Raw genomic sequence first — 14,317 nt, forward strand, 5'->3', positions numbered from 1 at the left:
GATGAAGCGCCTATGGTCACTTTGTGGCGTAATCTTCGTTGTTTTATTTACTCCTTACTTGCAGGCTAACTCCATTGTTGTTAGTTCACAATTCAAATCTCAACATACGCTTAATGTTGAGTACACCCTTGATCCTATCACTCAACAGCAAGCCTTTAGCAGTAACAATGTAACTTGGCATTCAAGCCAAGGCGAAACCCTAAATCTAGGTATGACTCTAAAACCAATGTGGCTCAAGCTATCGATAAGAAACACCTCATTAGATGTTATTCCACTGATATTATCGATAGATAACCCTTTACTCGATGAAGTGAGCGTGTTTCATCTTCAAGGTAGCCAATTAATATTTAACACAAAGATTGGGGATGCAGTCCCATTATCTAATCGGCAAATCAAAAATGAGTCTCTGTTAGTCTCATTAACCATTCCAAAAGCCAGCCACTCCGTTGTTTATCTTAAAGTTAAAAACAATGGGGGTTTAAGAGTACCTCTAAGCCTTTGGAAACCCTCAGAATACCTAAAGCATAAAAGTAAATTTAATTTATTGTACGGTTTATTAGTCGGTTTTATATTATCACTCGCACTCACTAATTTAGTGCTTTATGGCTTTTCTAGACGCCGCTATTTCGCCTATACAGGATTATTACTTACCTTGCTGTGGCTTTCTTTGGCTTACCTTTATGGCTTTGGTTATCGTTATTTACAACCTAGTGGCTCATCGTTTCAACAACTGACAATCCCAACTCTATTTTTTATCTGTGGTGCGTTATTTGTACCATTGCAAGGCTATATATTCGGCTTTACCAAATCTCGCTTAAACCGTTTTCAGTATTGGCTAGCATGGGCAGTTGTGCTTGCCACTATAACAATGTGGTTTTTGCCTATTCATATTGCTATCACACTCTGCTTATTGAGTTTACCTGCGGTGCTTATCATTTTTGCAGGTATTGCTCTAAAACAGTTTAATCATGAATATAAGCAGCCGTGCATTGGCTTTTTTGTTGCTTTGTTCGCTTTCTTCTGTGCCATTGTTTACAGTGCACTCGGTGTATTTAATCCATTTGATTTAAATATCGGAATGCTTTCGCTCACCTTCGTTTGCTTTTTAGTTTGTAGCTTGAGCTTGAGTTATGCGGTAATAAAATTGTTTTTGATGCAACGCGACGCTGAAGTCGCAGCGCAACAAAATGCACTAGCAGAGAGTAAAGCACAAGATACCTTAATGCGTGAGCGCCTTGAACTGCAAGAGCAAGCACGCCAAGATCTTGAAGCTAATATTGAAGAGCGTACCTTTGAGTTACAAGTGACCTTACGCGAGCTTGAAGAGAAAAACCGAGAGCTTGAACAACTCAATATGGAAGATGCTCTCACTAAAACCAAGAACCGCCGTTACTTCGATAAAAAGCTACTGATGGATATTCGTCGCTCGCGACGTGAACAAACACCTTTAGCCATCATCATGTTAGATATCGACCATTTCAAAGCAATTAATGACACCTACGGTCACTTAACCGGTGATCAAACCATTCAAGCAGCTGCCGATGTCATCAAACAGCATCTTAAACGACCTCTCGATGAAGTGGCACGCTACGGCGGCGAAGAATTTGTCGTGCTGTTGCCTAATACGCCACTGGCAGGTGCATTAGAAATTGCCGAACAAATACGCAAAGCAGCCCAAAATACTGATATAATAGTTGCCGGAACAACGATTAAATTTACTTTGAGTGCAGGTGTTTACAGCGCAATTGCTGAAGACATTAATAACCCAAGTTTTTTCACTGACTATGCCGACAAAGCCTTATATCATGCCAAGCAAACAGGTCGAAATCGCGTAGTGAGTTATCCTCTACCAGACTAGGAGTATACAAAGCATGGCCCAATCAGGACTCGACCTTTTCCCTTATACACGTATGCGCCGCATGCGTCGTGATGACTTCTCTCGTCGCCTAATGGCTGAAAACCAACTAACTGTAAATGACCTTATTTTTCCTGTATTTGTGCTAGAAGGTAAGAACCGCCGCGAAGCCATTGAGTCTATGCCAGGTATAGATCGTCTTTCTATTGATTTGTTGCTTGAGGAAGCGAAAGAGCTTGTAGAGCTAGGTGTACCTGCCGTCGCTATTTTCCCGGTAACACCGAGCGATAAAAAATCCCTTCTTGCTGAAGAAGCCTATAACCCAGATGCATTAGCACAACGCACTGTACGCGCACTTAAAGAAGCTTTTCCTACATTAGGTGTGATCACAGATGTTGCACTTGACCCATTCACTATTCATGGTCAAGACGGCATCATCGATGAAGACGGTTATGTGATTAACGATGTAACAACTGAAATCTTAGTTAAACAAGCGCTATCGCATGCCGAAGCTGGAGCTGATGTAGTTGCGCCATCAGACATGATGGATGGACGTATTGGTGCAATTCGTGAAGCTCTCGAAGCCGAAGGCCATATCCACACTCGTATCATGGCTTACTCAGCTAAATACGCTTCAAGCTACTATGGCCCATTCCGTGATGCGGTAGGTTCTGCAGGCAACTTAAAAGGTGCCGATAAAAAGACCTATCAAATGGACCCTGCCAACTCTGATGAAGCGATTCGTGAAGTAGCCCTTGATCTGCAAGAAGGTGCAGACATGGTGATGGTAAAACCAGGTATGCCATATTTAGATGTAGTACGCCGCGTAAAAGATGAGTTTGGTGTGCCCACATTTGCTTATCAAGTAAGTGGTGAATATGCTATGCATAAAGCAGCCATTGATAACGGTTGGCTTGCAGAAGATGCAATAATCATGGAGTCATTATTAGCATTTAAGCGCGCTGGCGCCGATGGCATCCTGACTTATTTTGCAAAACAAGCTGCAAAATGGTTAAAAAACAACTAACTTAAAAAAATGTTCTTAAAATAGGTCATTATTTCTATTTTATTAACATTTTGTATTTAATTTGTCATAGATTTTTCTTAAAGTACTGTGTCCCATATTGGGACTTTAATAATACATACACGGGAAAAATAATGATAAATACAAAATTAACGCCGCTCGCGCTTGTTATTGCAAGCCTGAGCGCGCCTGCTTCTGCCAACCTAATCATCTCTGAATATGTTGAAGGAAGCTCTAACAATAAAGCGGTAGAGCTATACAACACATCGAGTACTGAACTATCGCTTGACGGTTACACCATCTCTTTATACTCAAATGGTAACGGCGATCTAGCAGACCCTAATAACAGCTTAGCTTTAACCGGTACTCTTGCAGCAAATGCAACCTACGTTATTGTAAATGCGGGCTCTGCTGATGAGTTAAAAGCCAATGCAGATACTGAATCAACAATCACTTACTTCAACGGTGATGACGCATTAGTGCTAACTAAAGATGGTGCAATTGTTGATAGCTTTGGTCAACTGGGCGTTGATCCAGGTTCAGCATGGGATGAAGGCGGCGTTTCAACACAAAATAAAACACTGCGTCGTAAAGCAACGGTTACTACAGGCCGAACTGATGCAACCTCTGCGTTCAACCCAAGCGATGAGTGGGAGCAATTCGACCAAGACGATTTCAGCAATATTGGTCAATATGGTGAGAGCACAGAACCAACGCCTGAGCCAGAACCTGTCACTCCCCTTGAGTGTGGTGCAGCAAAAACCTTAATCAGCGCAATTCAAGGTGAAGGCGGCGACAGCCCGCTTATTAACACTGAAGTAGAAGTTGAAGGTGTTGTTACAGCTGACTTCCAAGGTGATGATCAACTAAAAGGTTTCTTCATTAGCTCACTTGCTGCTGATGTTGATACAAACCCACTAACTTCTGAAGGTGTATTTGTTTATTTCGCAGATACCGACGTTGCAGTTGGTGACCATGTGCGTGTAAAAGGTAGCGTTGCTGAATACTACAGTGCAACACAACTAGGCGATGTTAGCCAAGTTGAGATCTGTGCGACAGGTTTATCTACTGATGCAACCGCTATCACTTTACCAGTTACTGACGTGGCAGACCTTGAAGCTTACGAAGGTATGTTAGTAACCATCGCGCAACCTTTAGTCGTTAATAACAACTACGGCCTTGGTCGCTATGGTGAAGTTGACTTAGGTACTGAGCGTTTATACCAAGGAACTCAAGTAGCGCTTCCAGGCGATGCAGCAAATGCTGTTGAAGCTGAAAACCTGAAAAAACAAATCTTAATCGACGATGGTTCAACAAAGCAAAACCTTGATCCTATTGCTTACCCAGGTACGGGCCTTGATGCCTATAACACATTACGTTTAGGCGATACTGTTAATACGATTACCGGTGTAATGGGTTACAGCTTCGACCGTTATCGTATTCACCCTACAGTACAACCTGAGTTCACTGCAACTAACCCTCGTACAGATGCACCAGAGCTTAACGAAGATGCAGATCTACGTGTAGCAAGCTTTAACGTATTAAACTACTTTAATGGCGACGGCCAAGGTGCAGGCTTCCCAACTAGCCGTGGTGCAGATAGCGAAGAAGAGTTTACTCGCCAAGAAGCTAAATTAGTTAGCGCAATCACGGCTATAAATGCTGATGTGATTGGCTTAATGGAAATCGAAAATGACGGTTTCGGTGAAAATAGCGCCATTGCTAGCCTAGTATCTGCACTTAATGATGAAGATGCAGAAAATACCTACGCATTCGTTGATTTCGGCGTTGACCAAATTGGTACTGATGCAATCACAACAGCACTGATTTATCGATCAAATAAAGTATCTGAAGTTGGTAAGGCTGCTCATACTACAGTAGAACCTTTCGATTACAGTAATCGCCCGCCAATTGCACAAAGCTTCCAATCTCTTGAAAGCGAAGAAATTTTCACTGTTGCCGTTGCCCACCTAAAATCTAAAGGCGGCTGTGGTAGCGCTGAAGGTAATAATGCTGACCTAGGCGATGGTCAAGCATGTTGGAATGAAATCCGTGTTGCGGGTGCAAATGCATATGCTGATTGGTTAGCAACTTACCCAACTGAAGTTGAAGATGAAGATATCATCCTAGTCGGTGATATGAACGCTTATGCGATGGAAGATCCTATCCGTGCATTTGCAGATAAAGGTCTGAAAAGTGCAGTTGCTGAACTAGACGGCGACACATTAGGTTACTCTTATAGCTTCTCTGGCCGCATTGGTAGCCTTGACCACGCACTAGTCTCTGAATCTATGCTTGCTAAAGTTGTTGCTGCTACGGATTGGCATATCAATGCCGATGAGCCAATCAGCCTAGACTACAACCTTGAGTATAAATCATCGACACAACAAGCTAGCCTTTACGCTGACGATGCATACCGTGCATCTGATCACGACCCAGTGATTGTTGATATCCAATCTGCTGAGCCTGTTCCAGAACAACAAGCGCCAGTAATCGAAGTTCAGCAATCATTCGAAATCGTTGAAAACAGTGAGGTGGGCGCTGTGATTGGTCAACTTGTTTTCTCTGATGGTGACGCTGATTATACACCTGTCGTTAGCTTTAGCATTGAAGGTGAACATGCTGACGCGATTGCAATCAGTGCTACAGGTGAAATCACAGTAGCCAAAGAGCTCGATTTTGAAGAAGAAGACAAGCTTACATTAATGATCCGTGCAGAAGATAGCGCAGGCAACTTATCAGAAGCACAATTACTCTACATCAACATTACCAATGATGTGGCAGATGATGTAACCGAAGAAGTTGAAGAAGATGAAACTGAAGAAGAGTCAAAAGATGATGATTCTGGTTCATTTGCTTGGTTAAGTCTACTTGCTTTACCATTTGCACTTCGTCGTCGCATGAAAAAATAAGCGACACTGCATTAAGTAAAAAGGCCGCTTATCGCGGCCTTTTTTATACTTCACACTCTAAAACTGATTCAACTCTAGAGTTGGCTTTTGCCTTATAGAGTCTTTCAATCTCAATTTTTTGCTCATCGCTAACTTGCCAATTAAAGAATTGGCAGCTTTTTCCATTTACTAAATCCACTTTAAAAATAGTTAGAAATGCGAGCTGAGAGAACTCAACTGCAGCAATATCTTCAGTGTTAATATAACGCTTTTTAATTCCACGCGAATAACAAATTCCCGCTTTATAACAGTGCAAAAAGCGCAGTTGTAAGAAATTTAAAATAGTTATAAAGAGCAAAATAGGTAAAAGAAACAAAAGTAGCGATGTTCCAAGAAAAGTAACGCTTAATAAAACAAGAATAGCAAACGCTATCTTGGTTCCCTGTAGAGTCCAATTAGGACTTAACTTTATCGTTTTCATGAGGCTGAATCTTAAAATTTTAATGATAATAAGCTGACGTTTAATACAAAATGATTAAAGAATCATTCGATTGCTATTTTACAGAGTCTAAAAAAGGGACACAAGGTACAAAAAAATACTTTTGTACTAGAAAAAAGAAACTGGACCACAACTCATTATAAAACCGCTACTTTTTACTTATCACAGATTTAAATTAAAATATTATAATTTATACCACTCATACCAATCCGCTTAATTAAGTTGTCTATTTTGAGGCAATAAAACCTCAAAATGATTAAGTATTTTTGCGGGTTGGTATCACACCAATTCGTTTAATAAGCGGTCTATTTTAGGCAATAAAAAACCCGCAACAAGTGCGGGTTTTTTTAAAAGAAGTTAAAAGGCTAATTACTTAGCAGCTTTTTTCTCTTTTTCTGCAGCGATTACTGTTTCAGCAACGTTTGCAGGACATGGTGCGTAGTGTGAGAACTCCATAGAGAACTGACCACGACCAGAAGTGATAGTACGTAAGTGGCCGATGTAACCGAACATTTCAGAAAGTGGTACATCACCCTTGATGCGAACGCCCATTGCGCCAGCTTCTTGGTCTTTAATCATACCACGACGACGGTTAAGGTCACCGATTACGTCACCTACATTGTCTTCCGGAGTGAATACGTCAACTTTCATGATTGGCTCAAGAAGTTGTGCACCCGCTTTAGGGATAGACTGACGGAAAGCGCCTTTAGCAGCGATTTCGAACGCGATTGCTGATGAATCAACTGCGTGGAAAGCACCGTCGAAAAGTTCAACTTCAACGTCTAATACTGGGAAGCCAGCTAGAACACCTTCTTGCATCATTGATGCGAAGCCTTTCTCAACTGCAGGCCAGAATTCTTTAGGTACGTTACCACCAACAACTGATGAAGAGAACGTGAAGCCTGAGTTTTGCTCGCCTGGCTTGATGCGGTAATCGATCTTACCGAATTGACCAGAACCACCAGATTGTTTCTTATGCGTGTAGCTATCTTCGATTTCTTTCGTGATAGTTTCACGGTAAGCAACCTGAGGTTGACCAACAACTAGGTCTACGCCGTAAGTACGCTTAAGGATATCTACTTTGATATCTAAGTGAAGCTCACCCATACCTTTAAGGATGGTTTCGCCTGAATCTTCGTCAGTTTCAACTTGGAATGAAGGATCTTCTGCAACCATCTTACCGATAGCAACACCCATCTTCTCGTTACCGCCTTTGTCTTTAGGAGCAACAGCGATTGAGATTACTGGATCAGGGAAGATCATCGCTTCAAGTGTACATTCGTGCTTAGGATCACAAAGAGTGTGACCAGTTTGAACGTTCTTCATACCAATAACAGCGATGATGTCACCCGCTTGTGCTTCAGTAAGCTCAGTACGCTCGTCAGCTTGCATCTCAACCATACGGCCGATACGCTCTGTTTTACCAGTTGCTGAGTTAAGGATTGTGTCACCTTTCTTCATGCGACCAGAATAGATACGGATGAACGTAAGTGCACCGAAACGGTCGTCCATGATTTTGAATGCTAACGCTTTAAGTGGCTCATCTGCAGAAACAGTTGCTACTTCACCAGTAGGCTCACCTGTTTCAGGATCAGTTAGAGGTTGTGGGTCAACTTCTGTAGGCGAAGGTAGGTAATCTACAACCGCATCTAGTACTAGTTGCATACCTTTGTTTTTGAATGCAGAACCACAGTATGTTGGGAAGAACGCAAGGTCACGAGTACCTTTACGGATACAACGTTTGATGTCTTCTAAAGAAGGCTCTTCACCTTCCATATAAGCCATCATTAAGTCTTCGTCTTGCTCAACAGCAGACTCAACAAGCATTTCATGGTATTCATCAACTTTGTCTACCATGTCAGCTGGAACGTCTTGTACTTCGTAGTTTTCAGGAAGACCTGTCTCATCCCAAACGTATGCTTTTTTCTCAAGTACGTCTACTACACCAGTGAATTGGTCTTCGATACCGATTGGTAAAGTCATCACTAATGGAGTTGCGCCTAGTACTTTTTTAACTTGATCAACTACACGGTAGAAGTCAGCACCCATACGGTCTAGTTTGTTTACGAAGATTACACGTGCAACTTCTGATTCGTTCGCATAACGCCAGTTAGTTTCTGACTGCGGCTCAACACCACCAGAACCACAGAATACACCGATACCACCGTCTAGTACTTTAAGTGAACGGTATACTTCTACTGTGAAGTCAACGTGTCCCGGAGTATCGATAACGTTTAAGCGGTGGCCTTTCCACTCACAAGTTACAGCTGCTGATTGGATTGTAATACCGCGCTCAGCTTCTTGTTCCATGAAGTCAGTAGTAGACTCACCGTCATGCGTTTCACCACTTTTGTGAATTTTACCCGTAAGCTTAAGGATACGCTCGGTGGTAGTAGTTTTACCCGCGTCAACGTGGGCGAAAATACCTATATTTCTGTACTTCGATAAATCTGCCATTATTTTACTCTTAATAAAGTCGAAAAATTATTCGGCGGGAGTATAGCATTACTTAAAGCGAACATCACCATCGAAGTCGCTTAAAATGCAATCAATTTTATAAAATTTTTCTATGCTCAGGATAAGCGGCACTTTTTAACGTGCCGAACAGTGAGTTTATGCTACTAAAATCGCTAATTTAGCGCTGATTTGGCATTTAAATGATGTGATTAGCTACTTGTCATTTTATAACAACGCTCGGGTCGCCCGATACTTCCGTAGCTCTGATCAGCACTGACTTGCTCAGCTTCAAGCAAGTATTCAAGGTAACGACGGGCTGTTGAGCGGCTTACGCCGACTAAACCACCCATTTGCTGAGCAGTAAAAGCCGTGCCAATATTCGCTTTAAAAGCTTTTAAGATCTTTTGCAAAGTGAGCTGATCCACCCCTTTTGGCAACCTGACCGGGGTTTTTAACTGTTCTTGCGATCCAAATAAAGTATCGACCATAGATTGGGTTACTTCATCGGCATCTGACAAACATTGTTGCCTTGCTTCGAATCGCGCCAGCGCTTGATCTAAACGATTTAGCATTAATGGTTTTACTAAGAAGTCACAGGCACCAAGTTGCATGGCTTTTTCCAGTGTTTCTACTTCTTTTGCTGCAGTTAATAGCATTACTTCGCTTTTCATTTCTTCGCGGCGTAATTCATTAAGTAAATCAAGACCGTTGCCATCGGGTAAATGAATATCGAGCAAAATTAAATCGGCATTAATCGCCGATAATAGCGCTTTCGCAGTGGCAAGATTGCCTGCAATACCAACAACCTGATATTGCCCCTGACGCAGTGCTTGCCGCACCCCTTGTTGGCCAGCAACGCCATGAGGAAGTAATAAGTATTGCGCCAATAATTGGGCTACTTCAACTTCGTCTTCAACAATGACAACTGAGTAAGTCATGTTCTTTACCTTTTATTTATAGGCTGATCATTTTTTATTATTTTGGAATGTAGACACTTAAGCGTGCCCCCATCAGATCAGACTCACCTATTTCTAAACTACCACGACACGAATCTAAGTTGGTTTTAACTAAATAAAGGCCGATACCATGCTCAGCCCCTGACTTAGAACTGTATTGTGGTGTAAATATCACATCCTTGTCATCGCCTAAACCAAAACCGCTGTCTTCAACATCAAACAATAATGTTTTACTGGTTTCGTCAACCGTAACACGAACCTTAGGGGTACGTGTATCACTAGCTCGAATAGCAGCTTCAATTGCGTTATCAATCAAATTGCCAAGTATCGAGACAACCCGTTCAAGCATATCTTTACGGGTGATCGATCCTAATAAGCTATCTGGATTAAGCTCAAGTATCACGTTTAATTCACGGGCTTTATGGTATTTACCAACCAATAAACCTGCTAGTACCGGATCTTGGATCCTTTCGAGCAGATGATGGATCTGCGCTTGCGAGCCTTTACTTTCTTGACCAATTAGCTCAATCGCCTGATCCGTTTGCCCCATCTGAATTAACGCACCAATTAAGTTTAGCTTGTTCGAGTAATCATGCGTTTGCACTCGTAATAACTCAGCAAAGGCTTGCACTTTGGTTAATTGCTGCGATAAATATTCAAGCTCATCCGCAGGGCGCATACTCAGCAAAATGCCATCAGCCTGACCTTGCACTTGCAATGCATATCGCGACAACACAATGCGTTTATCGGCGGCAAACAATTCAAAACCAACAATCGGACGCTGTTGGTTATGCATTAAAAACTCGCTATGTTCAGGAAGTAAATCTGCAAGCTTAAGAGGCTGATGAATACAGCTAATCGGTTTACCGAGAATTTCGCAAGCACGTTGGTTTAAGTTACGCACGTTACCCTCAGGATCGAGAGCGATAATGCCGCTACGAACAGTGTTCAAAATAGCATCTTGCTCCGAGAACAACCGTGCTATTTCGTCAGGCTGTAAACCAAAAATAGCGTTACGTACCCGTTGACCGATATATACCGCAGCCAGAATGCTCAAGCCCACTAACAACAAGCCCCAAAGCATAATTTCAGCACTGCGAGCACGAATAAGCGGTTCAATTGACTGCACTAAAAAGCCAACCGAAACCAAGCCGATAACTTCGCCCTGCTCTGAAAGCACAGGGACTTTGCCACGAATAGACTCGCCCAAACTCCCTTTTGCAATCGACACATACCGCTCACCACGTAGCGCCGCTTTACTATCACCACCCACCATCGGCTTACCGAGCTTGTCGGGGTCGGGGTGAACAATGCGGCGAGTATTTTTATCGCCAATTACGATAAAGCTGGCAGCGGTGAGTTCACGAATATGCTCTATTTGCGTATTTAACTCATCAAGCCCTTGCTTGGTTTGCAATGCATTTTGTACGTCATCCCGTGAGGCAATACTGGTTGCGAGCGCAAGCGCTTTATCACCCATGTGGTTATGTAAGCTTTCTGCAGTGATCTGATACACCAATGCGCCAAACAACACAGCCTGTAAAACACATAGACCAGTAACCCAAATAATGAGTCGCGTTTCTAAGCGCTTAGGTTTTTTAACCATATGCTGAAATGGGTTTAGCTTATTGGTGTATCTCATATCAGTGCCTTGTTCTACGCATGTTGCTCTGCTTGCGTAGCTGCTTTTTCTTTACGACGTTGGACAATATAGTCTTTCAGTGGGAACAACAACACTAAGATCGAAATCACAAAAATACTCAGTGTTAATGGGCGGTCCCATAAAAAGCTCAGCGAACCATCTGAAATCATCATGGCACGGCGGAAGTTTCGCTCAATCATATCACCGAGGATAAAGCCAAGTAATAAAGGTGCCATCGGGAAAGCTAACAATCGAAGCACCAAGGCCACCAGCGCAAAGCCCACCATCATAAATAAATCAAAGGTGTTAAATGACACTAAATACACACCAATTAAGCTGAAGAATAAAATCATCACTGTCAGCACAGATTTAGGCATTGCCAACACTTTAGCAAAATATGGGATCAACGGCAGATTCAAAATCAGCAGTACAATATTGCCAAAGTACATACTGACAATGACAGCCCAAAACACGCTTGGGTTTTCTTGCATTAACATAGGGCCCGGCTGAATACCGTAGGCAATTAATGCACCTAGCATAATAGCTGTTGTACCAGAGCCTGGAATACCTAAAGTCAGTAGTGGTACAAATGAGCCAGTACAAGCTGCATTATTAGCCGACTCGGGTGCCGCTAAGCCACGCATCGAACCCTTACCAAATTTATCTTTCAGCGCTTTTGGAGCAAGGTTACGCTCAGTAGCATAGGCCATAAAGCTGGCAATGGTTGCCCCTGCGCCCGGTAAAACACCGACTATAAAGCCAAGTAAAGATGAGCGGCCAACCACAGGAGCCATATCTTTTACTTCTTCTTTAGTCAGTTTTGTTGAACCAATTTTTGGCGTATCAGGATCGTCAATTTTTTTATCTGGCTCAGCTTCTGGGCGCGCCACATTAATCAGTGCCTCAGCCAACGCAAACGTTGCCATTGCTACTAATAAAAAGCTAATACCATCTAATAAATCAGCTTGGCCAAAGGTAAAGCGCTCGGTACCTGAAGAGGGATCAATACCTACCGTTGCCAGCATTAAACCAAATACCGTCATCATCATGGCTTTTAAAAATTGCCCTTTATTAGAGAACGCAGCGATAGCCGTTAAGCCTAAAAACATCAGTACAACATAATCAGGCGACTGAAAACTTAATGACACTTTCGCTAATAATGGCGCAGCCACCATCAATAAAATGGCGCCAATGGTCCCGCCTATAAAGGATGAATAAGCTGCAATCGCAAGGGCTTTACCGGCCTTACCTTGTTTTGCTAGTGGGTAACCATCAAACGATGACGCTACTGTCCCCGCTACACCCGGCGCATTAATCAAAATAGAAGAAGTAGAGCCACCGAATATAGCCCCGTAGTAAACACCGGCCATTAAAATCATGCCCGAATCAGCACCGATGCTGTAAGTGATCGGGATCATCAACGCAATCGCGGTAATTGGACCAAGACCAGGTAGCATACCAATGAACGTGCCAACAAAGCAGCCTACAATCACATATAACAAATTGTTCCAGTCGAGTACGGTCGACAAACCTAACATAATTCCATCAAGCATAACTTAACTCCACAGATTGCCAGGTACTAAGTAAATGCCCAGTACTTGTGTCATTAAAAACCAAAAAACCACGGCCACAGGCACAGAAGCAAACAACAACACTGCCTTACGGCGTTCGCCCATGATAAAAAAGCCCGTAATTAAAAAGGCACTGGTGGCAATTAAAAAGCCGAACGGTTCAAGCATGGCGCTATAAGCAACCATTAAAACCAACAGTGCAAAGGTACGTAGTAAGTTGCCCTTACTGAGTAGCTCTGCTTTTTCTGCAGGCGCTTGCTTTAATAAGTTGGCACCAATCGATAGTACACACACCACGATACCGAATACTGCATACACTTTTGGTAAGGTTGCAGAAGTAACGCTTTCGTACTCTTCAAATGGCATAAGTGGAATTTGCCAAGCCACAAGGGCGTAGAGGGTAAAGAGGACCAAGAATAAACTTGGTCCTATTAGTTCACGGTTTAACATCGTCTAACCTTAGCCTCGGATAAAACCAAGTTCTTTCATTACAACGCGTAATTGCGCTTCTTGCTGCTCAAGCGATTTAATAAACGCTTCTTTTTCTTGAAATAGATTTAGCCAACCATTGCGGGCACGAACCGCTTCCCATTCAGGGGTTTGTTGCAACTTACGTAGCTTTTCTGTGTACTCTGCAAGTTTGTCTGCTGGTAAATCTGGGGTTGCAAAAAAGCCGCGCCAGTTTACGAACTCCATGTCGTAACCTAGCGACTTTAAGGTTGGAATTTCTGGGTAATCTGGCAATTTATCTGCAGAAGTCACCGCTAAAATACGTGCCTGACCACCATTAGCGACTTCGAGTGCTTCACTTAAGCCTGTTGAAAGTAAGTTGACCTCACCCGACAATAAACCAGCTTTCGCTTTACCACCGGCATCGTAAGGAATGTAACGTAATCGACGACCATCAAGACCCGCCGCTTTCACCGCTTGTGCAGCCACTAAGTGATCCATGCTGCCGCGCGCAGAGCCACCTGCTACTTTTACAGAGCCTGGGTCTTTTTTCATGGCATCAATAACGTCTTGCCATGTTTTAAATGGCGAGTCATTACGCACCACAAATGCACCATAATCAGCAATCATGCTGGCAACTGGTGTTAAATCGCGATAGCTGTAAGGAATTTTGCCTGATAATGCGCGCAGAACGATAGGCGTTGAGTTAACCATCAACATATCGCCTTTTTTAGTGCCCGACTCAATCAAGTAAGCAATTGCACGGCCACCGCCGCCGCCCGACATATTCTGAAACGATGCATTATCTTCAATGCCCGCTTTTACCATTGCTTCACCAACACCACGTGCTGTGGTATCCCAACCGCCGCCTGGGCCACCTGGTACCAAAAAGTGTAAGTTTGCCAATGCCAATGGGCTGGCTACTAATAATGAAGCTGCTAAAACAGATCTTTTTAATGATTTAAACATAGT

The 14,317-nt window shown here is 42.9% G+C and carries 10 protein-coding genes; 3 read left to right on the top strand and 7 right to left on the bottom strand.

The genetic code is table 11. The features are described 5' to 3' along the window. The first annotated feature begins 1 nt into the window (after position 1). The 3 genes from JIG37_RS02215 to JIG37_RS02225 all read left to right on the top strand — a co-directional run bounded on the left by JIG37_RS02215 (position 2) and on the right by JIG37_RS02225 (position 5,791). Positions 2-1,858 carry a diguanylate cyclase gene (locus JIG37_RS02215; RefSeq protein ID WP_199528614.1) on the top strand — a complete coding sequence of 619 codons (1,857 nt, stop codon included), beginning with the start codon at positions 2-4 and terminating at the stop codon, positions 1,856-1,858. Between the two features lie 13 nt (positions 1,859-1,871). Beyond that, on the top strand, positions 1,872-2,882 hold the full coding sequence (gene hemB, locus JIG37_RS02220; RefSeq protein WP_194442461.1) for a porphobilinogen synthase: 1,011 nt from the start codon (positions 1,872-1,874) through the stop codon (positions 2,880-2,882). Between the two features lie 131 nt (positions 2,883-3,013). Then, positions 3,014-5,791, top strand: coding sequence for an ExeM/NucH family extracellular endonuclease (locus tag JIG37_RS02225; RefSeq protein ID WP_199528615.1), 2,778 nt, complete (start codon positions 3,014-3,016; stop codon positions 5,789-5,791). Positions 5,792-5,834: 43 nt separating this feature from the next. Here the strand turns inward: JIG37_RS02225 and JIG37_RS02230 are convergent, their stop codons facing one another. The 7 genes from JIG37_RS02230 to JIG37_RS02260 form a co-directional block, all read right to left on the bottom strand. Continuing rightward, positions 5,835-6,251 (bottom strand): hypothetical protein, encoded by a 417-nt coding sequence (locus JIG37_RS02230; protein ID WP_138599083.1) that lies wholly within the window; start codon positions 6,249-6,251, stop codon positions 5,835-5,837. 387 nt (positions 6,252-6,638) lie between these two features. Further along, the gene (gene fusA / locus JIG37_RS02235) at positions 6,639-8,726 is read right to left on the bottom strand and encodes an elongation factor G (protein ID WP_138599084.1); all 2,088 of its coding nucleotides are present in this window, start codon (positions 8,724-8,726) and stop codon (positions 6,639-6,641) included. A 209-nt stretch (positions 8,727-8,935) separates the two neighbouring features. Beyond that, entirely contained in the window at positions 8,936-9,664 is a 729-nt protein-coding gene (locus tag JIG37_RS02240; RefSeq protein ID WP_199528617.1) for a response regulator, read from the bottom strand. A gap of 37 nt (positions 9,665-9,701) precedes the next feature. Continuing rightward, entirely contained in the window at positions 9,702-11,324 is a 1,623-nt protein-coding gene (locus JIG37_RS02245) for a sensor histidine kinase (RefSeq protein WP_194442463.1), read from the bottom strand. Between the two features lie 14 nt (positions 11,325-11,338). Continuing rightward, positions 11,339-12,877: a tripartite tricarboxylate transporter permease gene (locus tag JIG37_RS02250; protein ID WP_054552331.1), complete on the bottom strand. Its 1,539-nt coding sequence runs from the start codon at positions 12,875-12,877 to the stop codon at positions 11,339-11,341. Between the two features lie 3 nt (positions 12,878-12,880). Then, positions 12,881-13,345 carry a tripartite tricarboxylate transporter TctB family protein gene (locus JIG37_RS02255; RefSeq protein ID WP_054562934.1) on the bottom strand — a complete coding sequence of 155 codons (465 nt, stop codon included), beginning with the start codon at positions 13,343-13,345 and terminating at the stop codon, positions 12,881-12,883. 9 nt (positions 13,346-13,354) lie between these two features. After that, complete coding sequence (locus tag JIG37_RS02260) at positions 13,355-14,314, bottom strand: tripartite tricarboxylate transporter substrate-binding protein (RefSeq protein ID WP_194442514.1); 960 nt, start codon at positions 14,312-14,314, stop codon at positions 13,355-13,357. Positions 14,315-14,317: the final 3 nt, after the last annotated feature.

Origin of the sequence: Pseudoalteromonas sp. bablab_jr010 (assembly GCF_016464105.1) — a bacterium.
Classification (GTDB): Bacteria; Pseudomonadota; Gammaproteobacteria; order Enterobacterales; family Alteromonadaceae; genus Pseudoalteromonas; species Pseudoalteromonas simplex.

Bases quoted from the DNA above. Each gene is read 5' to 3' on its own strand.
- JIG37_RS02240 (WP_199528617.1), bottom strand. From the start codon at position 9,664: ATGACTTACTCAGTTGTCATTGTTGAAGACGAAGTTGAAGTAGCCCAA.
- hemB (WP_194442461.1), top strand. From the start codon at position 1,872: ATGGCCCAATCAGGACTCGACCTTTTCCCTTATACACGTATGCGCCGC.
- JIG37_RS02215 (WP_199528614.1), top strand. From the start codon at position 2: ATGAAGCGCCTATGGTCACTTTGTGGCGTAATCTTCGTTGTTTTATTT.
- JIG37_RS02260 (WP_194442514.1), bottom strand. From the start codon at position 14,314: ATGTTTAAATCATTAAAAAGATCTGTTTTAGCAGCTTCATTATTAGTA.
- fusA (WP_138599084.1), bottom strand. From the start codon at position 8,726: ATGGCAGATTTATCGAAGTACAGAAATATAGGTATTTTCGCCCACGTT.
- JIG37_RS02225 (WP_199528615.1), top strand. From the start codon at position 3,014: ATGATAAATACAAAATTAACGCCGCTCGCGCTTGTTATTGCAAGCCTG.
- JIG37_RS02245 (WP_194442463.1), bottom strand. From the start codon at position 11,324: ATGAGATACACCAATAAGCTAAACCCATTTCAGCATATGGTTAAAAAA.
- JIG37_RS02230 (WP_138599083.1), bottom strand. From the start codon at position 6,251: ATGAAAACGATAAAGTTAAGTCCTAATTGGACTCTACAGGGAACCAAG.
- JIG37_RS02255 (WP_054562934.1), bottom strand. From the start codon at position 13,345: ATGTTAAACCGTGAACTAATAGGACCAAGTTTATTCTTGGTCCTCTTT.
- JIG37_RS02250 (WP_054552331.1), bottom strand. From the start codon at position 12,877: ATGCTTGATGGAATTATGTTAGGTTTGTCGACCGTACTCGACTGGAAC.